Annotated in this window: 24 protein-coding genes and 4 pseudogenes; 21 read left to right on the plus strand and 7 right to left on the minus strand. The window is 43.3% G+C overall.

Going from position 1 to position 25,147, the window contains the following annotated elements; all coding sequences use genetic code 11:
* Window positions 1-23: 23 nt before the first annotated feature.
* Window positions 24-300 (minus strand): annotated as a pseudogene (locus tag O9334_RS08610) (hypothetical protein).
* Window positions 301-515: 215 nt separating this feature from the next.
* On the opposite strand from O9334_RS08610, the gene hemC reads away from it, so the two are divergent.
* The 8 genes and pseudogenes from hemC to O9334_RS08655 all read left to right on the plus strand — a co-directional run bounded on the left by hemC (window position 516) and on the right by O9334_RS08655 (window position 8,440).
* A complete protein-coding gene (gene hemC / locus O9334_RS08615) occupies window positions 516-1,475 on the plus strand; it encodes a hydroxymethylbilane synthase (protein ID WP_045360767.1) in 960 nt (319 codons plus the stop codon).
* A gap of 628 nt (window positions 1,476-2,103) precedes the next feature.
* On the plus strand, window positions 2,104-2,313 hold the full coding sequence (gene thiS, locus O9334_RS08620) for a sulfur carrier protein ThiS (protein WP_190381410.1): 210 nt from the start codon (window positions 2,104-2,106) through the stop codon (window positions 2,311-2,313).
* Between the two features lie 33 nt (window positions 2,314-2,346).
* Window positions 2,347-3,483 carry an anhydro-N-acetylmuramic acid kinase gene (locus tag O9334_RS08625; protein WP_287999840.1) on the plus strand — a complete coding sequence of 379 codons (1,137 nt, stop codon included), beginning with the start codon at window positions 2,347-2,349 and terminating at the stop codon, window positions 3,481-3,483.
* Window positions 3,480-4,250 (plus strand): peroxiredoxin-like family protein, encoded by a 771-nt coding sequence (locus O9334_RS08630; protein WP_287999841.1) that lies wholly within the window; start codon window positions 3,480-3,482, stop codon window positions 4,248-4,250. Before O9334_RS08625 ends, O9334_RS08630 begins: the two co-directional genes overlap by 4 nt.
* A gap of 291 nt (window positions 4,251-4,541) precedes the next feature.
* Window positions 4,542-4,835, plus strand: coding sequence for a ferredoxin (locus tag O9334_RS08635; RefSeq protein WP_287999842.1), 294 nt, complete (start codon window positions 4,542-4,544; stop codon window positions 4,833-4,835).
* 211 nt (window positions 4,836-5,046) lie between these two features.
* A pseudogene (locus O9334_RS08640) lies at window positions 5,047-5,424 on the plus strand (MBL fold metallo-hydrolase); the annotation flags it as partial.
* Between the two features lie 63 nt (window positions 5,425-5,487).
* Window positions 5,488-6,770: pseudogene (locus O9334_RS08650) on the plus strand (RNA-guided endonuclease InsQ/TnpB family protein).
* A gap of 98 nt (window positions 6,771-6,868) precedes the next feature.
* A complete protein-coding gene (locus O9334_RS08655; RefSeq protein ID WP_147072914.1) occupies window positions 6,869-8,440 on the plus strand; it encodes a Na+/H+ antiporter in 1,572 nt (523 codons plus the stop codon).
* 116 nt (window positions 8,441-8,556) lie between these two features.
* On the opposite strand, the gene O9334_RS08660 is transcribed toward O9334_RS08655, so the two are convergent.
* Entirely contained in the window at window positions 8,557-9,345 is a 789-nt protein-coding gene (locus O9334_RS08660) for a choice-of-anchor K domain-containing protein (protein WP_287999844.1), read from the minus strand.
* A gap of 399 nt (window positions 9,346-9,744) precedes the next feature.
* On the opposite strand from O9334_RS08660, the gene O9334_RS08665 reads away from it, so the two are divergent.
* From O9334_RS08665 to O9334_RS08675, 3 genes are read left to right on the plus strand one after another with little or no spacing between them, the layout of a single operon-like run.
* Window positions 9,745-9,918, plus strand: coding sequence for a hypothetical protein (locus tag O9334_RS08665; RefSeq protein WP_190381479.1), 174 nt, complete (start codon window positions 9,745-9,747; stop codon window positions 9,916-9,918).
* Window position 9,919: 1 nt separating this feature from the next.
* Window positions 9,920-10,135 (plus strand): PIN domain-containing protein, encoded by a 216-nt coding sequence (locus tag O9334_RS08670; RefSeq protein WP_287999845.1) that lies wholly within the window; start codon window positions 9,920-9,922, stop codon window positions 10,133-10,135.
* Window positions 10,122-10,334 (plus strand): hypothetical protein, encoded by a 213-nt coding sequence (locus O9334_RS08675; RefSeq protein WP_002758270.1) that lies wholly within the window; start codon window positions 10,122-10,124, stop codon window positions 10,332-10,334. Before O9334_RS08670 ends, O9334_RS08675 begins: the two co-directional genes overlap by 14 nt.
* 164 nt (window positions 10,335-10,498) lie before the next feature.
* Here the strand turns inward: O9334_RS08675 and O9334_RS08680 are convergent, their stop codons facing one another.
* Entirely contained in the window at window positions 10,499-11,014 is a 516-nt protein-coding gene (locus O9334_RS08680) for a single-stranded DNA-binding protein (RefSeq protein ID WP_045358863.1), read from the minus strand.
* Between the two features lie 85 nt (window positions 11,015-11,099).
* Between O9334_RS08680 and O9334_RS08685 the strand changes: the two genes are divergently transcribed.
* The 5 genes from O9334_RS08685 to O9334_RS08705 all read left to right on the plus strand — a co-directional run bounded on the left by O9334_RS08685 (window position 11,100) and on the right by O9334_RS08705 (window position 16,065).
* Window positions 11,100-12,095 carry an amino acid ABC transporter permease gene (locus O9334_RS08685; RefSeq protein ID WP_190381481.1) on the plus strand — a complete coding sequence of 332 codons (996 nt, stop codon included), beginning with the start codon at window positions 11,100-11,102 and terminating at the stop codon, window positions 12,093-12,095.
* A 320-nt stretch (window positions 12,096-12,415) separates the two neighbouring features.
* Window positions 12,416-12,793, plus strand: coding sequence for a hypothetical protein (locus tag O9334_RS08690; RefSeq protein ID WP_045358865.1), 378 nt, complete (start codon window positions 12,416-12,418; stop codon window positions 12,791-12,793).
* Window positions 12,794-13,077: 284 nt separating this feature from the next.
* Window positions 13,078-13,938 (plus strand): shikimate dehydrogenase, encoded by an 861-nt coding sequence (locus O9334_RS08695; RefSeq protein WP_287999848.1) that lies wholly within the window; start codon window positions 13,078-13,080, stop codon window positions 13,936-13,938.
* A 29-nt stretch (window positions 13,939-13,967) separates the two neighbouring features.
* Window positions 13,968-15,011, plus strand: coding sequence for an AI-2E family transporter (locus tag O9334_RS08700; RefSeq protein ID WP_045358867.1), 1,044 nt, complete (start codon window positions 13,968-13,970; stop codon window positions 15,009-15,011).
* A 67-nt stretch (window positions 15,012-15,078) separates the two neighbouring features.
* Window positions 15,079-16,065, plus strand: a complete 987-nt coding sequence (locus O9334_RS08705) for a DMT family transporter (RefSeq protein ID WP_045358869.1) — start codon at window positions 15,079-15,081, stop codon at window positions 16,063-16,065.
* Here the strand turns inward: O9334_RS08705 and O9334_RS08710 are convergent.
* Window positions 16,042-17,271 carry a class I SAM-dependent methyltransferase gene (locus O9334_RS08710; protein ID WP_045358871.1) on the minus strand — a complete coding sequence of 410 codons (1,230 nt, stop codon included), beginning with the start codon at window positions 17,269-17,271 and terminating at the stop codon, window positions 16,042-16,044. The genes O9334_RS08705 and O9334_RS08710 overlap by 24 nt on opposite strands.
* A gap of 131 nt (window positions 17,272-17,402) precedes the next feature.
* Here O9334_RS08710 and O9334_RS23130 point away from each other — a divergent pair, with 131 nt between their 5' ends.
* Together O9334_RS23130 and O9334_RS08715 are read left to right on the plus strand one after the other, a co-directional pair.
* A complete protein-coding gene (locus O9334_RS23130) occupies window positions 17,403-17,537 on the plus strand; it encodes a hypothetical protein (protein ID WP_376750895.1) in 135 nt (44 codons plus the stop codon).
* Window positions 17,512-17,850 (plus strand): annotated as a pseudogene (locus tag O9334_RS08715) (MBL fold metallo-hydrolase); the annotation flags it as partial. The gene O9334_RS23130 and the pseudogene O9334_RS08715, both read left to right, overlap by 26 nt.
* A gap of 543 nt (window positions 17,851-18,393) precedes the next feature.
* On the opposite strand, the gene O9334_RS08720 reads toward O9334_RS08715, so the two are convergent.
* Together O9334_RS08720 and cobM are read right to left on the minus strand one after the other, a co-directional pair.
* Window positions 18,394-18,552 carry a hypothetical protein gene (locus tag O9334_RS08720; protein WP_190381893.1) on the minus strand — a complete coding sequence of 53 codons (159 nt, stop codon included), beginning with the start codon at window positions 18,550-18,552 and terminating at the stop codon, window positions 18,394-18,396.
* Between the two features lie 135 nt (window positions 18,553-18,687).
* On the minus strand, window positions 18,688-19,476 hold the full coding sequence (cobM, locus tag O9334_RS08725; protein ID WP_287999854.1) for a precorrin-4 C(11)-methyltransferase: 789 nt from the start codon (window positions 19,474-19,476) through the stop codon (window positions 18,688-18,690).
* Between the two features lie 392 nt (window positions 19,477-19,868).
* Between cobM and dnaB the strand changes: the two genes are divergently transcribed.
* The 3 genes from dnaB (at window position 19,869) to O9334_RS08740 (ending at window position 24,614) form a co-directional block, all read left to right on the plus strand.
* Complete coding sequence (dnaB, locus tag O9334_RS08730) at window positions 19,869-21,626, plus strand: replicative DNA helicase (protein ID WP_045358878.1); 1,758 nt, start codon at window positions 19,869-19,871, stop codon at window positions 21,624-21,626.
* Between the two features lies 1 nt (window position 21,627).
* Window positions 21,628-23,205 carry a glycosyltransferase family 39 protein gene (locus O9334_RS08735; protein WP_287999856.1) on the plus strand — a complete coding sequence of 526 codons (1,578 nt, stop codon included), beginning with the start codon at window positions 21,628-21,630 and terminating at the stop codon, window positions 23,203-23,205.
* 92 nt (window positions 23,206-23,297) lie between these two features.
* Window positions 23,298-24,614, plus strand: coding sequence for a family 10 glycosylhydrolase (locus O9334_RS08740; protein ID WP_045358881.1), 1,317 nt, complete (start codon window positions 23,298-23,300; stop codon window positions 24,612-24,614).
* Window positions 24,615-24,784: 170 nt separating this feature from the next.
* Here O9334_RS08740 and O9334_RS08745 read toward each other — a convergent pair whose 3' ends face one another.
* Window positions 24,785-25,015 (minus strand): hypothetical protein, encoded by a 231-nt coding sequence (locus tag O9334_RS08745; RefSeq protein WP_287999857.1) that lies wholly within the window; start codon window positions 25,013-25,015, stop codon window positions 24,785-24,787.
* Between the last annotated feature and the right edge of the window lie 132 nt (window positions 25,016-25,147).

Here is a 25,147-nt window from a genome sequence, read left to right on the forward strand (position 1 = left end):
CCACGATTTAAAATTACCTATAATCATTGCAGCAAATTCGCCCCAATCAAACCGACTCGATCGACTGCTCGATGTCCGATTCTAACGAACCAAATTTGAGCATCGGTCAATCGGGTTAAAAGTTGAGTTGGAAACTGTGAGGATATCTTTTGCTAATTCAAAAGCACCTGTTTTGATATCAATAGCTACAATCTTCCCATGATTGTCCTTCTCAACCTGCTGACGCAGCCGAGACTGATAGATTCCCTGTCCACGTCGGACAAATTCTTCTTTGTTATAGCAAGGGTGTTGTAATGTCATTAGTTAGACCCTGTTGCAACGTTTGTCCCTCTATTTTAATCTAGGCTTTCAGCTTTGCTGTCAGTGGGGAATAATGCTCACCCTATGTGCCTAAAAATATTAAGAGATGTAACTATTTATGCCTAAGCTAGAAAGTGATTACTCAACAGGGGTGAGATCAGGATAGTCTAGATCGAGCAGTCAGATAGATGTTTAGTTAAATTCCTACTTCAGATATGTCCGTTTCTAGTCCTCCTCGTTCCCTGCGTATCGGTTCCCGTAAAAGTCAGTTAGCCCTAGTACAAACCTATTGGGTACAGGCAGAATTGAGTAAACACCACCCCCATCGACAGTTTGAGGTGGAGACGATGAGTACCCAAGGCGATAAAATTCTCGATGTGGCCCTAGCGAAAATCGGTGATAAGGGTTTATTTACCAAAGAACTAGAAGTGGGAATGTTGGATAGATCGATCGATCTTGCCGTCCATTCTCTCAAGGATCTGCCCACTAATTTGCCCGAAGGCTTAATCTTGGGTTGCGTCACCGAAAGAGTTAATCCGGCCGATGCTTTGGTGGTAAATAGCCAAAATCAAGACTATCAATTAGACACTTTACCGGAAGGTGCGGTGGTGGGGACTTCTTCCCTGCGGCGATTGGCCCAGTTGCGTTACCATTATCCTCATCTGACTTTTAAAGATGTGCGCGGCAATGTCAACACCCGTCTGGCAAAACTGGACGCGGGAGAATACGACGCGATTATTCTGGCAGTAGCGGGATTGGAAAGGTTAGGATTAGGCGATCGAGTTCATCAGGTTATTCCGTCGGCAATTTCTCTCCATGCGGTGGGACAGGGTGCTTTAGGGATAGAATGCCGCGATGGAGATGCGGAGGTTTTGGAAGTCCTAAAAGTGTTGGAACACGCCCCTAGTCGCGATAGATGCTATGCTGAACGCGCTTTTTTACGCGAGTTGGAGGGGGGCTGTCAAGTTCCCATCGGAGTGAATACGGCGATCGAGGATGGTATCCTAACTTTAACGGGTATGGTGGCTAGTCTCGACGGTAAGCGCCTGATTAAGGACTCGGTTAGCGGTGATCCTAGTCATGGGGAAGTCTTAGGACGAGATTTAGCCCATAAAGTGCGCGAGGCTGGTGCTGGAGAGATTTTAGCCGAGATTTTCGCTGAAGTGGGACGATAATCAGTTATCATACCATTTTTCTTTATTCTTGGCAGGTATCTTACCCCCCGTTGCCCCCCCGACGTCGGGGGGGTGGGGGTGAGGGCGATTAACCATCTCTGCCATTACTTATGAAAAATGGTATCAGTCTTAAGTAGGGTGGGCTGAATCAATCTAAAAATCTTCTTGGATAAGACTTTTAGACTTTTTTCCCATCAAAAAGTGCCAGCCGAGAGTGATCGGGGGGAAATTTCAGATACTTTTTCCCTGAAAATTAGGTAATTAACCCCCTGAAAATGGCTAAAACCCGACACCCTACAGCCCACGAAAAACTTTTTCAGTAAACCCTACTTAGTTTCTAACCTTCTTTTTAGGTAGGAGAATTGCCAGATTCTTTCTTTTGCCTCTTGTATGAGTGACTCTTGCCTTCAGAAGCTGATCACCGAAAAGTCTCCCTATCACCCCTTTTTACTTGGCTCTCTCGACATCATGGTGTAAAGTATTGGTGAACATTACATTGTGGGCGCAAGCATTATGCCCCTACATTACCCTAGGTTAGTAGTTCTGTGGGGACTTATGGCCTAAGCCCTGCCTTAGATAACTTTTGCTTATCACCACAAGTACGGGAGAGCCTTTTACTTTCAAAACTATGTCAGAAATAACCCTGCAAATTAACGGCAAAACTCAAACCTGTTTACCGGAAACTAAACTACCGCAAATATTAGAAAATTTGGGCATGAATCCTCGGTTAGTTGCAGTGGAATATAACGGGGAAATCCTCCATCGTCAGTATTGGGAAAACACGGAAATCAAGGAGGGAGATAAATTAGAAATTGTTACTATTGTCGGAGGGGGATAAAATAATCAACAATCGACAGTTGAGGGAAAAAACTTGTTAGTTATCGGTTTAATTAGTGGCACATCGGTGGATGGCATCGATACCGCTTTAGTGGAGATTAGCGGTACAGTGGAATCTCCACAGGTGCAGTTATTAGCTGGAGAAACCTATCCCTATTCCCCCCGATTACGAGAGACAATTTTACAAGTCTGTGGGGGAGAAAAGCTCGACCTTGAAGCTTTAGCCAGCTTAGATGATGATATCGCCGCTGAATTCGCCCAAGCCGCTTTAAATATCCAAAAAGAAACCCCAAAAGCCCAATTAATCGGCAGTCACGGTCAAACCGTTTTTCATCGACCCCCCGCCAACGATCGCCTCGGTTACACGGTACAATTAGGACGGGGAGCGGCGATCGCAAAAAATACCCGTATTCCCACCATTAGTAATTTTCGCGCTGCCGATATCGCCCAAGCTGGTCACGGTGCGCCCCTAGTGCCGAAAATTGACGCTTATCTGCTTTCTCACCCCACTAAAGCCCGCTGCGTCCAAAATATCGGCGGTATTGGCAATTTAACCTATCTACCCCCCCGAAAAACGGAAAATTGGCAGCAAAACATTTTCGGTTGGGATACCGGCCCCGGCAATGTCCTCATCGATTTGGCTGTACAATTTTTGAGCCAAGGCCAACAAACCTACGACCATAACGGTCAATGGTCGGCCCAGGGTCAACCCTGCTCCGAATTAGTTCATAAATGGCTACAGGAGCCTTATTTTCAACAATATCCCCCTAAATCCACTGGCAGAGAGTTATTTAGCCCCGCCTATCTAGCCCAATTGCACCAGGATGCCCAAGCTTATTCCCTCAGTGATGCCGACTGGTTGGCGAGTTTAACCGATTTAACCGCCATTTCGATCGCCCACAGCTATCAAACCTTTTTGCCGGAAATGCCCGCGGAGGTGCTGCTCTGCGGTGGTGGCGCTCGTAATGCCTACCTGCGGCAACGACTCTTAGCACATTTGGGGTCAAATGTCAAGCTTTTGACCACCGATGAGCTAGGATTAAATAGCGATTTTAAAGAAGCGATCGCTTTTGCCCTCTTGGCCTATTGGCGCTGGCACAATTTCCCCGGTAATTTACCGCAAGTCACGGGGGCAAAAGCAGCGGTTTTATTAGGAGAAATTTATCTATGAGCAGCATTTATGAAATATTTTCAACAAGTCAACGCCAAAGGGTCAGCGATGGGCAAATAGTGCCAATTTTAAGCGATTGTACTGGGTATAAACGTCTTTTAATTCTTGTTTGGCCGCAATTGGGAGATTTTGATAGTCTCGAATACGCTTGGTGGTTAGAAAAAGAGGCAGCCCTTTGGCAAAATGCCGGGATAACCATTCGTGCCATCGGTATCGGCGATCGCAATTCAGGTTTAAAATTCGCTGAATATACGCAATTTCGGCAAGATTGGCTTTTTGTTGACCCCAAAGCCGAATTACACAATTTATTAGGACTTTATCGGGGTTTATCGTTAAAATTACCTGGATTTTCCCCCGGGCAAAATGCTTGGTTAAATCTAATGTTGATGTGTGCGGGTGTGGGTAGTCCGGGTACTCTGGCCGAAGTGCTGCGGGGTTATCTTGGCGATCGCAAAGCCCCCCAATTAATTGCCGAGGAGGAAACAATGCAAGCGCGGCCTTTACCACCTTTCCGGGGTTCCCTATTCAATTTTGCCGGGGGTCAAGGTTTTCAGCGACCTTTTGAATTAGCCACCCTGAGACTGCGTAATATGGGTCAAGTTTTGGGCAATTGGTCAACATATATCCCCGATAGTAGTTATCTCACCCAACGGGGAGGGACCTTTTTATTTGATAATCAAGGAAATTTACTCTATGAGCATCGCGATCGAGGTATCTTGGGCTTTGCTGAGAATATGAGTTATCCCCCCGCTTTTTTGCGGGATTAAGCTTTTTGCTTCTCCATCTCGCCCACTCCCAACTCTGGCCTTTTATCTTTTCTAGCTGATAGCTAAAAAACTTTAATGTTGTCCGACTACTTATTACCTAAAGAGAGATAAGTAAATATTATTTTAAGTTTATTTAAGGCTGTCATTACTAATGGTAAGTTGATCCGGGTAAATTTTCGCGTAGTATCAAAAAGGAAACTGATTCGACCCGTTCAGTCTAAACGGCGAGAGAAGGCATTTTAAGACTGCCGTTTTCACTAGATTGATTAAATTGATTAAGAGGAACAACCTATGGCAACTTATAAAGTCACCCTGAAAACACCCGATGGCGTCCATATAATTGATGTTCCCGAGGAGGAATATATTCTCGATATAGCAGAAGAACAAGGATTAGATCTACCCTCTTCTTGCCGTGCTGGTGCTTGCTCTAGTTGCGCTGGTAAAATCGAATCCGGTAGCGTTGAGCAATCCGATCAATCCTTCTTAGATGACGATCAAATTGAAGCGGGTTATGTCCTCACCTGTGTCGCCCATCCTACTTCTGACTGTGTGATCGTCACCCACCAAGAAGACGCTTTGTACTAATTTAACTCAATATTCGGGCGTTAGACAGTCCAACAATACAACAGGAATAAAGCGGGAACTGCAAGAGCGACAGTTCTCGCTTTATTTGTATTTTTGCCTCTTGACTCAACAGTGAGATACAGCCCAAAAATTAATCCTGCCAGAGGTCTCTCCCAAATTTATAATTATATGGTAGTATAGTTATTAAGTTATACAAAGAGAGTCAGAGATCATGCTATTCCGTCAGATGTTCGATCCCGAAACCAGCACTTATACTTATTTGATTGCCGATCCCGTCAGCAAGGAAGCGGTATTGGTGGATCCAGTGCGGGAACAGGTGGAAAGGGATGATCGGCAATTACGGGAGCTAGGATTAACGCTAAAATATTGTTTAGAAACCCATATTCACGCCGATCACGTCACAGGAACTGGAAAGTTAAGGCAAATCACAGGCTGTCAGGGTATAGTTCCCGAAAATGCTCAAGTAGCCTGTGCTGATCGCCATCTGGCGGATGGAGAGGAATTGTTACTAGGAAATATCACCATTAAAGCGATCGCTACTCCTGGCCACACCGATAGTCATCTAGCCTATTTAGTCAATAACAGTCATCGAAAATTTGGGTCTGAAACCCCGCCGTTCTAGGTTGGCTTTACCGTTAAATACTAGTGAGACATGGAAAAAGCCTACTCGTTCCGATTTTACCCCACACCCGAACAAGAGTCGCTATAGCGGTAAGCGCTTGAGTGAGATACAAACCAAGCTTTGCCTAGCATGGTTTATAGCTCGTGACACTGTACCTCATACGACTGCACACCGCTATATTGCGGCGCACATTGGGCTGTGTAAGATTGGTTGACAATAAAGCTCTCCATGTCAGAACACAAGCATGGTACGAAAGACAAGAAAGAGTAGGATATGCTGAAACGTCTTCAATGCTAACCGATTGGAAAAAACAAGAAGAATTAGACTTTTTAAACGAAGTTAGCTGTGTACCTTTACAACAAGGGTTAAGACATTTACAAACAGCTTTTACTAACTTCTTTGCTGGTCTTACTAAGTATCCTAGCTTTAAGAAAAAACATCAAGGAGGAAGTGCCGAATTTACCAAATCAGCCTTTAAATTTAAAGACAAACAAATCTATTTAGCTAAATGCACAGAACCTTTAGCTATTCGATGGTCAAGACAAATACCAGACGGATGTGAACCAAGCACAGTAACAGTCAGATTACATCCTTCTGGACGTTGGCAGCTCTCAATAAGATTTGATGACCCAACGATTAAGCCTTTACCAGTAACAGATAAAGCCATCGGAATTGACTTAGGAATTAGTAGCCTCGTGATTACTAGCAATGGCGATAAAGTATCTAATCCTAAGCATTTTAAAAAGCATTATCGGAGACTGCGAAGAGCATCGAAAAATCTTTCTAGAAAACAGAAAGGGTCAAAAAATCGGGAAAAAGCAAGAATCAAAGTAGCCAAGATTTACGCTCAAATCACCGATAGCAGAAAAGACCATTTACATAAGCTAACCACTCAATTAGTTCGTGAAAACCAAACGATTGTGGTTGAGAATTTAGCCGTCAATAATCTGGTCAAAAACCCGAAATTATCTCAGGCAATATCTGATGTAAGCTGGGGAGAAATCACCCGACAATTAGCCTATAAATGCCGTTGGTATGGGAGAAACTACATCGAAATAGATAGATGGTCTCCTAGCTCTAAAAGGTGTAGTAATTGCGGGTATATTGCCGAGAAAATGCCGTTAAATATTCGAGAATGGGACTGTCCAAGCTGTGGGACGCACCATGACCGAGACATTAACGCCAGTAAAAATATTTTGGCCGCAGGGCTTGCGGTGTCAGTCTGTGGAGCGACCATAAGACCAGAACAGAGTAAAACTGGGGCGGCAGGTGCGAAAAATCCTTCGGGAAAGAAGCAGAAACCTAAATCGTGAGGTTTGGGAATCGCCGTCCGTTTTACGGCGGCGAGGATGTCAAAATAATTGAGATTGTTCTTTTCTTGCACGTCCGCTCACCGATTGCCTCCCACCCAATGAGTTTAGAATCCGCTACCGATGAAGTCATTAAGCAAAATTTAGAACAATTTCTAATTGTTTTGTCCGTTTCCTTGAGTGTGGCCACGGTTTCGAGGATTTTTAGCTGGTTTCGCCAAATTCCTTACACCCTATTGTTAGTGATAGTCGGTTTAGGTTTAGCTTTCATCGATATCCGTCTGGTGAACCTATCCCCCGAACTGATTCTAGAAATTTTTCTGCCCCCTTTGCTATTTGAAGCCGCTTGGAATACACGCTGGCGAGATCTGAAGGATAATTGGATTCCCGTCAGTCTTTTCGCTATTGTCGGCGTAATTATCTCGATTTTCGGGGTTGGTTTTGCCCTAGATGAATTGACCAATTTACCCCTATTTACGGCATTATTAGTGGGTGCGAGCCTTTCTTCTACGGATCCCGTCGCTGTTGTCGCTCTTTTTCGCGAATTAGGGGCCAGTAAAAACCTCACCGTGCTTTTGGAAGGGGAAAGCTTATTTAATGATGGGGTCGCTGTGGTCGCTTTCGCTCTTTTGGTGGAAATTCCCCTCGGTGCTAGTGGTCTATCCTTAGAGACAACCATTAGCCGGATTGCGGCTTTTATCGGTATCGGGGTGGCAGTGGGTTGTTTAGTGGGTTTTGGTATTTCCTATCTGACTCAACGTCTCGATTTACCCCTAGTGGAACAGTCTTTAACTCTTGTGTCCGCCTACGGTGCTTATTTATTAACCGAGGAGTTCGGGGGTTCGGGGGTAATCGGAGTGGTGACTACGGGGATTATTTTAGGTAATTTTGGCTCTAGAATTAGTATGAGTCCCCGTACCCGCCTATTAGTCACGCAATTCTGGGAGTTTCTCGCTTTTTTTGTCAATTCGATCGTTTTTCTCCTCATCGGCGATCAGATTCGTCTCTCCAGTTTAGCCGATAATCTCAATTTAATTTTTATCACGATCGCCGCTGTGGTAGCGGCCCGTTTTCTGGCTACCTTTGCTTTGGCAACTGTTAGTAATGCCTTGATGGAAACTAAAATTAATTGGCGAGAAAAAACGGTTTTATGGTGGGGAGGTTTGCGCGGTTCCGTTTCTATTGCCCTAGCTTTAAGTGTGCCGGTTATTTTTCCCAATCGTCAGGATATCATCGATATCGTCTTCGGAGTTGTTCTCTTTACCCTTTTGGTTCAGGGATTAACTATTCAAACTTTCCTGTCGAGATTAGACTTGATCGGTGATCAACCAATTCGAGAAAACTATGCGGAACTTTTAGCCCGAAGGGTAGCTTTAAAAAGGGTTTTAGACTATCTTTCTAAGTTAGATAAATCTCCCGATGTTGCCCCAGAATTCTTTAGTTATGAGCAGCATCTCGTCAAAGAAAAGTTAAAGACTGTAGAAGCGGAAATACAATCTCTCAACGATAGTTATCCCCAATTACAGCTATTAACAATGGAACAACTTCGGGAAACCCTCCTAGATATCGAAGCTGATACCTACGCTGAATTTATTCGATCCGGCCGTTTAACTAGCAATTTATCCCCCGTCCTCCAAGAAATTCTCGCTGAAAGTAAAATTAGTGAACAGTAGGACTATGTTCGGGTATATACAATCAATCTCAATTCTCCTAACGACCAACGACTGGGTTTTATGACAAAAACCCCTGGAATTAATGAAAGGGGTTTTGTGGGGTTTTATGGGGGATTTTAGGAGACTTTTGTAGTTTCTTTTTCAGTGGATTGGGAGGGTTTTAGTTTGCGCTTGAGGGTTGAGGCTGCACCCACAATACTAATCGCAAGTAAGCCAGCTATATTTCTGGATTCAGGAACGGAAACAGCAGGAGCAGTCGGAATAGGATCAATGGTTGGATCAACAAAACCCCCTGATATAGCATTCCCAAAACCTGCCAACTCAAGTGAACCAAATCTTCCTAAAACTTCCACAGTACCAGTGGAATTTTCATAAATACGAAAGCTTCCTAACTCTGGTCTATTAGGAAAATATAAGATATCAGCTTGCTGTTCAGGAGTCGCATCAAAAATCACTCCATCGACCAGAAGAAAATTGGGGGTTAGCTCTAATCTGATCTGTTCAGTCAAAATCTGATTAAAATCAAATGGAGTGGTGGTGGACGAACTACTAGAAACTGCTAGTTCTGAGGTGTGACCACCAACAAAACCAAGTCCATTTTTATAGCTAAGTGTTCCTAAGACAAAAGTTTGTCCAACTTGAACATTCTCAAAAGATGTTCCATCGAATTTAAAAAAGTTGGGATCGCGATCGGGATTACTAAAATCAAGTTGATTAGTACCAATTCCACTGACATCTGTATAAGGAAAAGGAGGAGCGAAGCTATTAAAAATGCCGTTTGTCACTCCAGAACCTACGGGTTGGCTATTTGCTGGTAAATTGCTCCAAGCAAGAAAAGAAGGGAGCAGAAATAAAAGCTGCTTAAAAATGGTCTGCTTGATAGAATATTGCTTTGCGACACTCATGTAATTTACACACTCCGTTGATGGCGACACTCCGTTAAGGACGATTTAGGGCTAGTGTACACACTCCCCCCCCCACAACTGTATCAAAAGTTACAATTTAATAAATCTTTATATTCTTCTCCCTAGCTTAGGGATTCATAGGGGAAAGAGTTTCAGGTATTTTCCCCTGTTTTACTGCTTCTCAGGCGACCGATCGCCTTCCGTGAGGGATTGTGGCGCGGCGTGTCAGATTCCGTCATAGGGTTCAAAATTTCGCTAACATTGTTAAGTAGCTGGTTATAATTAAATTAAAAATGGATTTTAGGTTCGATCCCCCCTGCCCCCCTTGATAAGGGGGGTGCCGATAGGCGGGGGGATCTGATGATTTTTAACGCCTACCTACTTAGGTGATTATTTATTATGAGTATGTCGAGAGAGGAACAATTAAAGCTCCTTGGTCAGATGAAAGATTCTGATATCGATTATTCAGATATACCTGCTACTGATGCCGAATTTTGGCAAGAAGCTACTGTAGAAGCTGCCCGTTGGATGGTATCGAGGGAAACGCCCATCGCCAGTAGGGGCAATTCATGAATTGCCCCTACTTCGTACCTCCCAACTGGGTTTTAAGTTCTATGATGCCTTACATCTGGCTTTTGCTGAAGCGGGGGGCGCTGATATTTTCCTGACCACCGATGACAGGCTGCTGCGAAAAGCTCAACAATATAGAGATTCAATTAACGTAATGGTAGAGAATCCCGTGATTTGGTTGATCGCGACTTTACAGGAGGATGGCAATGAAATTAGCTGAACTGAGAAAACAAGGATATCAAGCTTTAGTTGACTCTTTAGGGGTGGTGGGAATGCTCCGCTTCCTGCAACAATTGGAAGTCGGCCATGGCGATTACACCGCCGAGCGACACCAGTGGTTAGATGAACTGACCCTCGCCGATTTTCAGAGCTACGTTCAACAAAAGAAAAGTATCAATGGTGGGGAGTTAGGGGGTTAGAAGGCAAGAACTGGCTCTTCTGGTTTCTGTGTGGAAACGAGGTCTATACTGATAGAATATCCGTCAAAATAGTGCTTAAAGTCTTGCCTGATCAGCATTTCACGATTCCATAGGCAAAAATTATCAGACAAAATCGAGAAGAGCCATTAATTCTGTCGGGGTGATTAGAAAGGAATATCGTCTAAATTTTCCTCCACCGATGTGTCCCTAGGTTGCCAAGCGGAAGGATTAGAAAGTTCATAGGATGCGTCGTATTCAAAATCCCCAGTGGAGACAGGTGCGACGGGTTTTTCCACCTCGGTTTTATTCGATTTGTGGGTATTGATTGGCACGACTTTTTCTGGAGTCGGGGCTGCCATTTCACCGCTACTCATGCTGCCGTCAAGATGATAGAGATGACTAATGACTAATTCGGCCCGTTTTTCCTTAAAACCTTCGGGACGATCGATCATCTGCATCGAGAGACGACCTTCTAAAATTACCTGATCACCTTCATTATAGTTCTGAGCGACTTCTGAGGCTAAATTTCCCCAAGCTACGGCCCTTAAATTAGTCGGGGTTGCCTCGGCACGATTGGGAGAAAACTCGACTAACATTTGAGCGTAGGGAGTTTGATTATCTTGGGTATAACGTAATTCGGGACGACGGACAATTTTAGCCATTAAAATGCAACTGTTCATGGTCGAAAATCAGTCTGAATTTTTCTAATAGCACCATTGTACTGAATAAGTACGAGGATCACCACTGTAGAGGTTAGGGAATTTTATGGGACTCTGGTTAAGAAAAAATCTCTTTAACACTTGGTACAACGTCATCTTAACCCTTGCGGGTCTATTTCTCAGCCTCTGGGGTGGTTTAAGTTTTCTCGATTGGGCGATAAATGGGGCAAAATGGGCTGTAGTGACGGAAAATCTCGGTTTATTTGTGGTCGGTCGTTATCCAGACCAGTCAATATGGCGGATTTGGCTGATTTTAACGATACTTGCGGCTTTATCACTGTTTTCTTGGCAATTAACCCGGGGTCGCTTCCCCAATTGCCCCGCTTTTCTCCAACGCTGGTGGGGATTGCTCTGGTTATTGACTTTACCTTTAATCGCTTGGTTACTATTGGGAGGATTATTTTTAAAGGCCATTCCCCTCGATGATCTCAGTGGTTTAATCTTAACTTTATTAGTAGCGATCGCCAGTATGATTTTATCTTTCCCCTTGGGGGTATTATTAGCCCTGGGGAGACAGAGTGAATTACCGGCAATTCGTTGGCTATCTATTGGTTATATCGAATTATTGCGCGGTTTACCTTTGTTGGGAATTTTATTCATGGCCCAGGTGATGTTACCCTTAATTTTACCCGCCGGGACGAGACCAGAACGAGTGATCAGAGCGATCGCCGGATTTACCCTTTTTGCAGCAGCCTATCTGGCCGAAAATGTCCGCGGTGGTTTACAAGCGATTCCCAAGGGTCAAGTTGAAGCGGCCAAAGCTTTGGGTTTAAAACCGATTTTCGTTTTATTATTGATCGTTCTACCCCAAGCTTTAAAAGCGGTCATTCCCGCTATTGTTGGTCAATTTATCAGTTTATTTAAGGATACTTCTCTACTGGCGATCGTGGGACTGGTGGACCTCTTGGGTATGGCAGGATCTGTTTTAGCTAATCCGAAATTTATCGGCGATTATCCAGAGGTTTATCTATTTTTGGCTTTTATTTACTGGATTTTCTGTTATTCTATGTCCCTAGCCAGTCGTAGGTTAGAACAGCGTTGATTGGGGTGTGGGGTGTGGGGTGTGGGGTGATGGGGTGATGGGGTGATGGGGAAGTGGGGTGTGGGGTGTGGGGTGTGGGGTGTGGGGTGTGGGGTGTGGGGTGTAGGGTGTGGGAAGCTTTTCAGTGTTGCCAAAGGCACGGCGTAGCCGTCCAGTAAACAGTGATCAGTAAACAGTAAACTGAAAACTCACATCTGATAACTGATAACTGATCACTGATAACTGATAGATGGCTACCTGGCTTTTTGTCATAAATATTGATATTATTTAACAATCAGCAGCAATTTATGGTAAATATATTTATTTAGGAGAGCGAGAAAATGGCTGGATTCTTTGGCCTGTTTGGCAATAAGACGAAATACGTCGATGAACCGATGGATATGAGCGCACCGGAACCGAAAGAGGCTTTTTACTTGGAACCCGATGACGCTAAAACTCTCGGTAATATCGACTTTATGCGGACACCGATCACGATCCGACGTACTTTCCCGAAAACTGCCTCGAATAAAAAGGGTGGCGAATCGATTAAACAGATTTCTTCTATGGAAGTCAGCAAAGTCACCGATAACGGTATTGTGGCAAAATCGGCCACTTCCGAGGCTAATAGTAACGCTAACGCTGCTAATGATAACGTTCGTCGCGCTAACGATGACAATATCAATCCTTTCCTGAAAATGGCCCGGGAAATCAAGAAATAGTATAGGGTTTGCTGAATAAATCTAAAAACCTTGTTGGGTAAAACTTTTAGACCTTTTGGCCATCAAAAAGTAATGGATCTGGGAGTGATCGGGGGAAAAATCCCTGGACTTTTTCCCTGAAAATTAGGTAATTGACCCCCTCAAAATCGGTAAAACCCTACACCCCACACCCCACACCCTACACCCTGCCCCCAGGAAAAACTTTTTCAGCAAACCCTAGTATAGTAAGGTGAGCATTGGCCACCCTTGATATCAAACTTTGGTGGGGAAAGCCCACCTTTTTTATGACCATTATTAACGGAAAAACCAAGTTATTAGGCGTAATCGGCGATCCTATCGGCCATACTCTTTCTCCCCCCATGCACAATGCCGCTATCGATGCCTTGGGGCTAAATTATGTCTATCTTCCCCTACCTATCGCCCCGGAAAATTTAGCAACTGCGATCGCTGGCTTGGCCGCCATCGATCTAGAGGGTTTTAGCGTCACAATTCCCCATAAATTAGCAATTATTCCCTTATTATCGCAAATTACCGAGAAAGCCAGGCTAGTGGGCGCAGTTAACACCGTTTGGCGCACGGAAACTGGCTGGCGGGGAACGAATACCGATGTGGATGGCTTTCTCGCACCCTTGAAATCCCTTGACAAAGATTGGAGTCGGGTGAATCCAGTTATTTTAGGCAATGGCGGCGCTGCCCGGGCGGTAGTGGTGGCTTGCGCCCAGTTGGGCTGTGGCAAAATTCATGTGGTAGGACGCAATCAAAGGAAATTAGATCCTTTTAAAGAAAGTTGGGCGAATACAAGCCTCTATGACCTCCTAGAAGTGCATAGCTGGGACGAATTAGAGGGGCTGGTATCCACCACAGAACTCCTGATTAATTCTACCCCGATCGGAATGTCCCCCCAGGGCGAACAATCCCCTGTTGAGTTAGAATTATTAGACCTTTTACCCCCATCGGCGATCGCATACGATCTAATTTATAATCCCCAGCCGACCAAATTTCTCCGGTTGGCCCGGACTAGAGGGATCAGAATTATTGATGGGTTAGAAATGTTAGTTAATCAGGGAGCGATCGCACTAGAAATCTGGTTAGGTCAACCCGTCCCCGTCTCGGTCATGCGGGAAGCTTTGTTAAAACAATTCTAAATGCTAAAATCCTATTTCTAGCTTTATTTATGCCCCCTTCTAGCTCCTTTTGGAAAACTCTGAATAACTCGATTCTAGTGCGCTATCTATTATTATTTGGCTGTGGCTGGAGTCTGATTGTCTTAATTAACTATTTCTACGGGATGATCGCTATTTTTACTGGTTCGGCAGTCCTGGCCGCTCTATTAAATTATCCCGTGGTTTGGTTATCCCGTTATCTACCGAGAGGACTAGCCATTGCTATTACCACCCTAGTAGCTTTTATCCTCCTATTTAGATTAGTCACAGGCATAGGATTAGAAGCGGTTAATCAGGGGAGAGGACTACTATTCAATCTTACCGATGCCCTTAGTCAAAAAGATTTTTTACCCTTTCAAGACTTTCTTGATCGGTTAGATTTGAATAAAATGGTGGGAAGCTTACAAACCGGTTTAGCCACGGGTTTATCGATCGTACAGGGAGTTTTTTCCAGTGTCTTTACGGGCATTTTCGGGGCGGTGATCAGTGTTTATATGCTCATCGACGGTGATAAACTCTGGCGAGGTTTTTTGCAACTTCTCCCCCTAGCATACCGGGAGCGTTTTGCCAAGTCTTTTCGACAAAGTTTTCTGGGATTTATTCGCGGGCAACTGTTGTTAATGCTCTTTTTATCGGTGACGAGTTTCTTAAGTTTTTCCCTATTAGGAATCAAATATGGGCTAATTTTAGCGAGCATTCTCGGTGTTATCGATGCTATCCCGGGTATCGGGGCAACCCTGGGCATTTTGTTGGTAACAATCTTGACTTTTACCTCCCAGGGACCAGCAGTTGCCGTTAAAGCTTTTATTGTCTGTGTTGTCTTGGTGCAAATTCAAGATAATATTATTCGCCCTAAAGTTATGGGCAATGCCCTAGAATTAAACCCAGTAATTTTATTTTTATCCCTCTTTATCGGCGAAAGAGTTGCGGGATTATTAGGGGTTTTTCTCTCCATACCTATCGCCGGAATGATTGCGATCTGGATCGGATCGAGCGAAGAAAAACCAATAACAGCTTTAGAGGAAAATCAGTTAGGAGAAAGTCAAGAGAATTAAGAGCCGATACCCAGTCTCTACTATACAATTAGGGAAATTTGTTATCTACAAAACTCGATCGCTACCTATGGAAAACTTAGATTTAAAGAAATCCTCGCCCCTCTTACTTATCTCACCGTTTTTTCTCTGGGGAACAGCGATGGTAGCGATGAAGGGTGTTATCCCCCACACCACCCCCCTATTTATGGCGGGAATTCGCCTTGTCCCCGCCGGAATGTTAGTTTTAATAGTAGCTTGGTTTTTAGGTCGTCCTCAGCCCAAAACCCTGCAAGCGTGGTTATGGATTGCCCTTTTTGCTCTGATGGATGCCACTCTTTTTCAAGGTTTTCTGGCATTGGGATTAAATCGCACCGGGGCGGGGTTAGGATCGGTAATTATTGACTCCCAACCCCTAGCGGTGGCTTTAATGTCGAGTTGGCTATTTAAGGAAGTTATCGGTGTCTGGGGATGGTTGGGATTGGGTTTAGGAATTGGGGGAATTAGTTTAATTGGCTTGCCCGATCAATGGTTTTATGACTTTTTTGGACAAAAAGCGGTAAATATTGACTTTAGCTGGCAGGAATTACTAAATAGCGGCGAAATGCTCATGCTTTTGGCTTCCCTATCCATGGCGGTGGGAACAGTCTTAATCCGGTTTGTCTGTCGTCATGCGGATCCCGTCAGCGCCACGGGATGGCACATGATTTTAGGAGGATTGCCGCTATTTTTAGCTTCAGCCTTCACCGAATCCCATCAATGGCAGAATATAGATTTAAATGGTTGGTTAGCTTTAAGTTATGCCACTATTTTTGGTAGTGCGATCGCATACGGAGTATTCTTTTATTTAGCCGCCAAGGGCAATTTAACCAGTTTAAGTTCTTTAACTTTTTTAACTCCAGTTTTTGCCCTCACTTTCGGGAATTTATTTCTCGGTGAGATGTTAAGTGTATTGCAATGGGTGGGGGTATCTTTAACCCTCGTTAGTATTTATTTAATCAATCAAAGGGAAAGAATCGCCCCACAATTGCGGGCAATTTTTGCTAATCTTTCCTCACTTATACCCAAAAGCAACTAACTCAAATTCTCTCCGAATTACCTCGACTCTGGCAAAATTTGCTTCTTGTAATTTCCGGTTGAGATTTTGAGAGGTAAAACCAGTTTTATGAGCCATATAGGGCATTCCGGGGACTTCTGTTCCCATGCCGTAAAACATCCATAAAGCGCGCACCGGACCTCCGGGAGAAATATATAAAGGTTCATTTTCCATATCACCTCTAGCGACAAATTCGGCGGCAGTTTGCATATCGGGAACCACGATCATCAAAAAGCCTTCAGGTTTAAGAATGCGTTTAAATTCCCCTAGGGCGATGGGAACTTCGTAATGATAAATATGTTCTAAATTATGACTAGAAAAAACCGCATCGACGGAGTTATCGGGAACGGCACTTAAATCGGTAATCGTTCCTAAAATATCGGGGTTAACAGCAGTATTGATATCGAGGCGAATTTCTTGCCAATTGCCATCGCGGAATAGTTGGGGTAAGGCTTCGGGATTATAGGGACCACAACCCACATTTAAAACCAGTTTTTTCGGGGATTTTAGCGCTGTTATCTCCGGGGGAGCATTCCAAGCTAATAAACAAATATTTTTGAAACCAAGCAAACCGTGATTAGCGACTTGATCATCTAAAATTATCTGGGCTTGGGGATGGGTTTTAGTAAAATCTTTTATTGCCTGTTGGAGAGCAGGATGCTGACATTTATTGATGATAATTAAAGCGGAATCAGACCAGAAGTTTTTGGCTAAAAGTAGGGATATGAAGAGCGATCGATAGTCTTCGGCGGCATCGTAGTAATAAACTCCCAGCTTTTCTTCACTGTTTAATTCTTCGAGATCATCGAAAAAGTTTTCCGTTTCTTGATCGCTTAAAAATATCTGTTCTGATAGTTGAAAATCCTCCAAATCCTCAGATAATATAGTTAGCTTTTCTCCCGATGGATCGTATTTAAAAAAAGCTTCTACGCCATAACCGCAGCGATCGCTATTATCGCAGAAAGCGGCGGCTAAACTACCGCGACGAAAACAACCCACTTGACAGTAAACCTCGTCCGGTTGCAGACAGGCAACGGCTAGATTGAGCAGGGGAAAGAGATTGCGATCGGGATAGGAGGCGGTTTTTTGGCTTAAAATGGTTAATTGCTCGGAAATAGGCGACATTAAAGCCGATCCCCAATCCTGATACTGTTGAGGCAATTGTTCTAAGAATTTCTGTAAATCCATGCTCTTGCAAAAGTGACGATCCTCACCTCTAATCATAGATCGTTGTGTTAGGGATGAAGTCACAGACTTAATTGTAGAAGAGTGCTAATCTGATCTATTAGCCCATCAGCACCAGTAGAGGAGCTTTTGATATGCCCTACAATTGCTTCCAGAGCAAATTTTGGGGAGTACGGGGGAGTATTCCCTGTCCAGGTTCAGAAACCGTTCGTTATGGTGGTAATACTTCCTGTGTGGAGATGCAAGTCGGCGGATGTCATGATTATTGATGCTACCTACACCGATGAGGAATACAACGATCCTAAGTATTCTAAGGTGGGTTGGGGTCATTCCACTTGGCAGCAGGCAGTCAAAATCGCCCAGGCAGCGCAAGTTAAGCAGTTAGTTCTATTTCATCACGATCCCGCCCATAATGACGATTTTCTCGATCGCATCGGGGAAGAAGCAAGAAAGATTTTCCCTGAAACTATTCTCGCCCAGGAAGGCCTCTCGATCGAACTGCGACCGGAGGGATCAACTGCCGAAAAGGAAAACTTTGTACCTCCTACAAGTTCACCATCAGAAGTAGCTAGGGCTGGCTGAATAATGGTAAAACCCCTTTTAAAATAAGGCTTTTGACCTGTTAAAATCCGATGTTCATGCTGCGAAAATAGGATTGGGACCTTCAAAAACCTGGCATTATCCTTCTTATAGTACATAAACTGGTACAAAAAAGAGGGCAACAAAGCCTGAAACTCCTGATACTAAATCCAGTTATTAAAAACTGATTATTTATTCTCCCCTTTGCATGAGTGCCTCTTGCATGAGTGCCTATCCTGATATGTAGCCTATACTCAACGGATTTAGTATGACTCCTGACTCCCCAGACTCCTGACTTGAAAGAGGGTGTAGGGTGTAGGCTTTTACCCATTTTCATCTGGTAAATTACCTAATTTTCAGGGAAAAAGTCCCTGAATTTTCCCCCCGATCACTCCCATCGCTGGTACTTTTTGATTTCAAAAAAGCCGAAAGATATTATCCAACAAGGTTTTTAGATTTATTCAGCGAACCCTAGATAGGAAAAGTGGGATGGGTTAAAAATTAACACATCCCACAAGTCTTATTGCCATCTACCAACTTGAAAATCTAGACTGTTTTTTCCGCTCTAACTCGCTCTACCCTGCGAGGAATGGAGCAATCGAGGAAGTTAGGAACCTCCTGACGACAGTGAGGACAATACCAGTAGGCACGACTAGCCACAAGGTGACGAAGGGTAATTCCCGAACAAATAGGGCAGCTGTGCATGGATTGTCAGACTAATTTTAAACGTTTTTAAAATCGTCCTACCTCCTGAAATAATCTTAAACAAAATCGCCGCTCTTTAAATCTAACTTTAGGTAGAAACCGGGTATTTCTTTCGATAGATTTCCCAGAAAATACCTAAGAATGAGGACGGAAAAGATGGGAATGTTGCGGGTGATAAAGTTGCGATCGAGTTCCTGTAATCTGGTTTAAAGCGGGACTAATTAGATAAAGGGTAGTTCTAGTTAAATTTTCCCTATGGGTTAATTGGGCCATCTCTGACAGGGGGACAACCCAGATTTTTTCGTCAGGCCAACCGAGACGGTAACAAACGGCCACCTGTTGCTCTGGCTGGTAGTATCGTAGGAGTTTTTCCTGGGCTTTGTCAATATGACGGGCGGATAAATATAGGCATAAACTGGCTTTATGAGCGGCTAAAGAGGCTAATTCTTCACTTTCTGGTATATGAGAGGCTTTCCCTTCCACCCGGGTTAGAATAATTGTCTGGACTAATTCAGGAATCGTTAATTCTAGGGCCAATTTGGCCGCTAATCCTTGAAAGGCACTAATTCCGGGGATTAGCTGAAAGGGGATATCTGCTGCTGTCAAAAGATGAATTTGTTCTTGGATAGCACTATAAAGACTTAAATCCCCCGATTGCAGTCGCACCACCGCTAAACCCCGACGCACGCGATCGATCATTAAAGGGATAATTTCCTCTAGGGTGATGCTACTGGTGGGAATTAACTCGGCATCTTGACGAGTATCCTCAAGAATCTGTTTGGGGACGAGGGAATCAGCAAAGAGGATAACATCGGCTTTTTGGAGAATTTTATAGGCTTTTACCGTCAATAATTCTGGATCTCCAGGACCTGCACCAATAAAGTAAACGGCCGGGGAGAGCGTCGAGGAGTCCATTAAAGTCATACTAAATCCTGTTTAAAAGGGGTGTGGGGTGTGGCCCCCCCAACCCCCCCGACATCGGGGGGGCAGGTGGGGTGTAGGGTGTGGGGTGTGGGGTGTGGGCTTCGGCCGTGAGCTCAGCGTTCGACAAAAGCTCACGCCGAGGTCCGAACGGGTGTGGGGTGTAGGGTGTGGGGTGTAGGGTGTGGGGTGTGGGGTGTGGGGTGTGGGGAGAATAAATAAAAACAATCTCCTGAATCCTGACTCCTAAATCCTGACTCCTGAATACTGTCTCCTGACTCCTGACTCCTGAATACTGTCTCCTGAATACTGAATCCTATCATTAACCTGAACATTTGTATTTAATTAGGGTGAAACTGACTATAATTAATGATAAAGCACGGTCAGCATTGATAATGATTAGCGATCAATCCCTCCCCCCCCAAAATATTGAAGCGGAAGAATCTATCTTAGGTGGCATTTTACTAGATCCAAAAGCGTTAGGTAGAATCAGTGATTTTTTAATTCCAGAAGCTTTCTATGTGAAAACCCATCAAGATATTTATCGTGCGGCGCTTGCTTTACAAGGGAAGGGAAAACCGACGGATTTAATGACGGTTAGCAGTTGGTTACAGGATAATCATCTGTTGGAAGAAATCGGGGGAATGCCGCGATTGTTACAATTAATTGAGCGCACTGTTTCGGCTGCCAACATCGATCGCTATGCTGAATTAGTGATGGATAAATATATGCGTCGTCAGTTAATTTCCACCGGGGGAGAAATTATTGAGTTAGCCAGGGATACGACGCTAGAATTAGAAAATGTTTTCGATGAATCGGAACAAAAGATTTTTCGTCTCACCCAAAAACGACCCCAGGAGGGTTTAATTTTTCTGGGGGATACTTTAATTGAAACTTTTAATGAAATTGAGAAAATGCAGGAGACGACCACTCTACCCGGTATCGAAACTCAATTTTATGATCTCGATGCGATGACCAGTGGTTTACAACCCTCGGATTTAGTTATTATCGCGGGTAGGCCTTCCATGGGAAAAACTTCTTTTGCTCTTAATATTGCCTATAATATCGCTCAACAGAATTTACCTGTGGCTGTCTTTAGTTTGGAGATGTCCAAGGAACAATTAGCCCAACGTTTGTTATCGAATGAGGCTAAAATCGAAAGTAATCGGATTCGCTCGGGCCGTTTGGGACAAAATGATTTAGAGAAGGTTCTTGGGGGACTAGAAAAGTTATTAAATTTGCCCATATATATCGATGACAGTGCCAATTTAAGTGTAATTCAAATGCGTTCCCAAGTGCGGCGTTTACAGGCGGAAAAAAAGGGACAAATGGGCTTAGTTTTAATCGATTATCTGCAATTAATGGAAGGGGGAGGTGATAATCGCGTTCAGGAAATTTCTAAAATTACCCGCAGTCTTAAGGGTTTAGCGAGAGAAATTCATGCTCCAGTAATTGCCCTTTCTCAGTTAAGTCGCGCTGTGGAATCTCGCAATAATAAAAGACCGATGATGTCCGATTTACGCGAGTCGGGATGTTTAGCGGGTGATAGTTTAGTTGAGTTAGCAGATCCTCGTGCTAAAGTGCCAATTTGTCAGTTAGTTAATTGCTCTAATTTTACGGTTTTTGCTCTTAATGAGGAAACAATGAAATTAGAAAAAGCACTGGTAACTAAAGTCTTTTCCACAGGATTTAAGCCAGTTTTTCGATTAACAACTCGTTTAGGTTGCACGATTAGAGCTACAGCCAATCATAAGTTTTTGACTGTCCACGGTTGGCAAAGATTAGATGAATTAAATATTGGTAATTATATCGCTTTACCTCGCTCTCTGAGTAATTCAGACCTAACTTTTAATTGGGATGAAGTTATGGCAATTCAAGCGGATGGAGAGACAGAAGTGTATGATTTAACAGTAGATAAACTGCATAACTTTATTGCCAATAATATCATCGTTCATAATAGTATCGAACAGGATGCGGATTTAATTATGATGTTATACCGAGATGAATATTATAACCCCGATAGTCCCGATCGAGGTGTGGCCGAAGTAATTATTACTAAACACCGTAACGGTCCCACCGGCACAATTAAGCTACTTTTTCAACCGGAATTTACCAAGTTTCTCAATCTTAAACAAAGTCGCTCTAATTATTAAAATGAAAGCAACTATTAATTATAAAACTCCCAATTGGCTCTTAATACTTTTGGCAATTATCCTAACTCTCGGTGTGGTTTTTCGTTTTGCGAATATCGATAAAAAAATCTATTGGCATGATGAATCCTACACCACGATTAGAACCACTGGTTATCAAGCAAAGGAAATCGCTGATACTATCTTTCAAAATCGTTTTTTATCTACCACAGAATTAGGAAAATTTCAACAACTGAAACCCGAAAGTAATGTTTTTGATACAATAAAATCTCTCGCTAAAGAAGACCCTCAGCACCCACCTTTATACTTTATTATCTCTCGCTATTGGGAAAAAATATTCGGTTTTTCTCCCGTTTCTTCCCGCAGTTTAGCAATTATTTTTAGTCTTCTCTCCCTGCCATTTATTTACTATCTATCCCTAGAATTATTTACATCAAAGTTAACGGCAATTTTAGCAGTAATTTTATTGGCACTGTCCCCAGTTGATATAATATTTGCTCAAATGTCCCGTCAGTATAGTCTTTTAGTTTTGTTAACGATAATCAGTCAATTGATGCTGTTAAAATGTCTCAAAAAAAGAACTCTTGTTAATTGGTCTTTATACACCCTCGCTAATACTCTCGGACTCTACACCCATCTCTTTTTTATCCTCAACTTATTTGCTCAAGCAGCCTTTATACTTTGGTATCTTGTTATGAAACCAGAGCGAAAAAATAACTTGATATTTTTCCTGTTATCTGGGTTAACAATGATAATTTTATATATACCCTGGTTACAGGTTTTTTTAACTAACTCTCAAAGGGCCTTTAACTCCACCAGTTGGGCTGCCGTTAACTATCTCGATTGGGGATTGTTCGGTAAATTATGGCTCTTAACTTTTACTTCTCTATTTAGCGATAGCGATTTTGGTTTTAATAACATCTTTACCTATATATATAGAGTAATTTTTTTAATCTTAACTATCTATGCTTTTGAGCGAGTTTATCGCTACAATAACCCGATAGCTTTTACTTTTCTGATTACCTCAACCCTAGGACCTTTCCTAGCTTTAGTCATTCCCGATCTAATTTTAACCACCACTAGATCAACTGTCACCCGTTATCTAATTGCGACCTTTCCCACTATCTATATAACTGTGGCTTTTTTCTTGTCACAATTGCTTAATCAAGGTAAATTTTCAGGTAAAATTATCTTGACTTTTTTGTTAACTGCTAGTATAATATCGAACTTCAATAATGCTCTTTCCGAAACCAGTTGGGCAAAAGTTCCTAGTTATTGGAATGGCGAAGTTGCGAGAAAAATCAATGCTGTACCTAAGGCCATTATTATCAGCGACGAAGGTAATGACTGGACTAACTTAGGTGATTTGCTTTCCCTGAATTATCGTCTTAATGCTGATGTACAATACTTTCTGACTACCACTAACCCCGATACCGATAAGTTAGAAGAAGTCCTAGAAATTCCCCGCGTCAACTTATTTCTTTTTCGTCCTTCCAATCGGTTATTACTGGCCCTAGATCAATTCGATATTCGTCTTGATTATTTCTATCCTCAAGGTCAATTGTGGCGAGGGAAGAAATAGGCAAATATATATTTTGGGTCAATCTAGCCTGAAAGAGTTGAGCAAAGCTGTTATCATAACCAGTTAAAAGCGTTAATCTTCACCTTAAAGAAATGACTTTTCTAATTCCGACCAGCGTTTGGCGGCAAATTCTTAAAAAGCTCCCCATACTACTATTCTTAGTATCTTTTCTAATAGTCCTACTATTAGGCTATTTTTCCGCTGCTTTCTCTCAAAGTCGGGATGGCGATATCCGCGGTGTTTGGATCACTACCAACGATACTGCGATGCTGATGGACAGGGATAAACGACAACAGGCGATCGAGCAATTAGTTAATCTCAATTTTAATGCTATCTATCCCGTGGTTTGGAATTCCGGTTATGCTCTCTATCCTAGTGCGATCGCTCAACGGGAAGGAATACAGCCTTTTGTGCCTACGGGAGCGCAGGGACAAGATATCTTGGCAGAATTGGTGGAACAAACCCGTGGAAGGGGATTATTGGTCATTCCTTGGTTTGAATTCGGATTTATGGCCCCTCCCACCTCAGAATTAGCCTTAAAACATCAGGACTGGTTAACCCAAAAACGCGACGGAGGGACCACTTGGGTGGGGGCAGCCGGTGAGGTGGTCTGGTTGAATCCTTTCCGTCCCGAGGTGCAGAATTTTCTGCGGGAATTAGTCTTGGAAGTGGTGGGACAATACGATATTAACGGCATCCAATTCGACGATCATCTGAGTTTACCCAACGAATTTGGCTATGATCCCTATACTATCGCTCTTTATCAACAGGAAACGGAAAAAACGCCCCCGGCTAACCCCCGGGATCCCGAATGGACAAAATGGCGGGCCGATAAAATCACCGCTTTTCTGGCTAATCTCAAAGAATCAATTCAGGCAATTAAACCGAATATACTGCTTTCGATCGCCCCTAATCCCTACGAATTCGCCTATAATGGTCATTTACAGGATTGGCTCGGTTGGGTGCGGCAAGGATTAGTCGACGAGTTAATTGTACAGGTTTATCGTCCCGATCTGCCCAGTTTTCTCAAACAAATAGAGCGTCCCGAAATTCAGGAAACCCAGCAAACTATCCCCACCGGTGTGGGAGTTTTAACCGGTTTACGCAATCGACCGATTGCCCTACCCTTTATTGAAGAAAAGGTATTGGCTGCTCGTCAACGGGGTTTAGGGGTGATTTTCTTCTTTTATGAAAGTCTCTGGCAGCAAGCTTTGGAATCTCCAGAAACCAGAAAAGCGGCAATTCAAGCGATGTTTTCCCAACCCATCACTCCCCGTCTTCCCGTGCTGGAAAATATTCCCTTAGTTAGTACACCTGAACCTATTTACCAGCCAGAACCAACCCCCACACCTCCCCCCTTAGCGCCGGACGGGATCGAAATTCCTGTAATTCCCCCTCCGGGTAGTTAATAGCAATTTTTGCCCATCAAAATTATACTAAATCCTGTTTAAAAGGTATAGGAGAGTGGCGGTTTTTTTTCAGTGTTGCCAAAGGCACGGCGTAGCCGTCCAGTAAACAGTAAACAGTGAAAGGCTGCCAGATAAAAAGCTTGTCAAGATTGCAGAGAAGCAGCATTTATTCAGAGTAAATCTTCCAGTCCTATGGTGATATAATTTTGAGTTTGATTGGGATTTTGGATAAACCTAACGACGATTTTATCTCGTTCTTCTAATAGGGTTTCTAGGGTTAATAAATTTGATGTTGTAGATTGAGAGAGAATTTTATACAAGGTACTCTCGCTCAAATTATAGTCTCGCTGATTTTCTTTGGCAATCTCACTAATTTCGTTACGATTATAAAAAATGCTCAAGGGGTGACAAAGGGGTTCAAAGGTAATCAAGATAAAGACTCTAGCCAAATGAACCCAAAAGAAATAGAGTGGTTGAGACAACCACCCAAAATTTCAATATGTTACCATCATTCTATCAGGCCTGTTTACAAG

Source organism: Microcystis sp. LE19-8.1F (assembly GCF_027531715.1).
Classification (GTDB): domain Bacteria; phylum Cyanobacteriota; class Cyanobacteriia; order Cyanobacteriales; family Microcystaceae; genus Microcystis; species Microcystis wesenbergii_A.

Bases quoted from the DNA above. Each gene is read 5' to 3' on its own strand.
- O9334_RS08695 (WP_287999848.1), top strand. From the start codon at position 13,078: ATGACCATTATTAACGGAAAAACCAAGTTATTAGGCGTAATCGGCGAT.
- O9334_RS08710 (WP_045358871.1), bottom strand. From the start codon at position 17,271: ATGGATTTACAGAAATTCTTAGAACAATTGCCTCAACAGTATCAGGAT.
- O9334_RS08660 (WP_287999844.1), bottom strand. From the start codon at position 9,345: ATGAGTGTCGCAAAGCAATATTCTATCAAGCAGACCATTTTTAAGCAG.
- O9334_RS08705 (WP_045358869.1), top strand. From the start codon at position 15,079: ATGGAAAACTTAGATTTAAAGAAATCCTCGCCCCTCTTACTTATCTCA.
- O9334_RS08740 (WP_045358881.1), top strand. From the start codon at position 23,298: ATGACTTTTCTAATTCCGACCAGCGTTTGGCGGCAAATTCTTAAAAAG.
- hemC (WP_045360767.1), top strand. From the start codon at position 516: ATGTCCGTTTCTAGTCCTCCTCGTTCCCTGCGTATCGGTTCCCGTAAA.
- O9334_RS08635 (WP_287999842.1), top strand. From the start codon at position 4,542: ATGGCAACTTATAAAGTCACCCTGAAAACACCCGATGGCGTCCATATA.
- O9334_RS08735 (WP_287999856.1), top strand. From the start codon at position 21,628: ATGAAAGCAACTATTAATTATAAAACTCCCAATTGGCTCTTAATACTT.
- dnaB (WP_045358878.1), top strand. From the start codon at position 19,869: ATGATTAGCGATCAATCCCTCCCCCCCCAAAATATTGAAGCGGAAGAA.
- thiS (WP_190381410.1), top strand. From the start codon at position 2,104: ATGTCAGAAATAACCCTGCAAATTAACGGCAAAACTCAAACCTGTTTA.
- O9334_RS08685 (WP_190381481.1), top strand. From the start codon at position 11,100: ATGGGACTCTGGTTAAGAAAAAATCTCTTTAACACTTGGTACAACGTC.
- O9334_RS08680 (WP_045358863.1), bottom strand. From the start codon at position 11,014: ATGAACAGTTGCATTTTAATGGCTAAAATTGTCCGTCGTCCCGAATTA.
- O9334_RS08690 (WP_045358865.1), top strand. From the start codon at position 12,416: ATGGCTGGATTCTTTGGCCTGTTTGGCAATAAGACGAAATACGTCGAT.
- O9334_RS08720 (WP_190381893.1), bottom strand. From the start codon at position 18,552: ATGCACAGCTGCCCTATTTGTTCGGGAATTACCCTTCGTCACCTTGTG.
- O9334_RS23130 (WP_376750895.1), top strand. From the start codon at position 17,403: ATGCCCTACAATTGCTTCCAGAGCAAATTTTGGGGAGTACGGGGGAGT.
- O9334_RS08665 (WP_190381479.1), top strand. From the start codon at position 9,745: ATGAGTATGTCGAGAGAGGAACAATTAAAGCTCCTTGGTCAGATGAAA.
- O9334_RS08700 (WP_045358867.1), top strand. From the start codon at position 13,968: ATGCCCCCTTCTAGCTCCTTTTGGAAAACTCTGAATAACTCGATTCTA.
- cobM (WP_287999854.1), bottom strand. From the start codon at position 19,476: ATGACTTTAATGGACTCCTCGACGCTCTCCCCGGCCGTTTACTTTATT.
- O9334_RS08630 (WP_287999841.1), top strand. From the start codon at position 3,480: ATGAGCAGCATTTATGAAATATTTTCAACAAGTCAACGCCAAAGGGTC.
- O9334_RS08655 (WP_147072914.1), top strand. From the start codon at position 6,869: ATGAGTTTAGAATCCGCTACCGATGAAGTCATTAAGCAAAATTTAGAA.
- O9334_RS08675 (WP_002758270.1), top strand. From the start codon at position 10,122: ATGAAATTAGCTGAACTGAGAAAACAAGGATATCAAGCTTTAGTTGAC.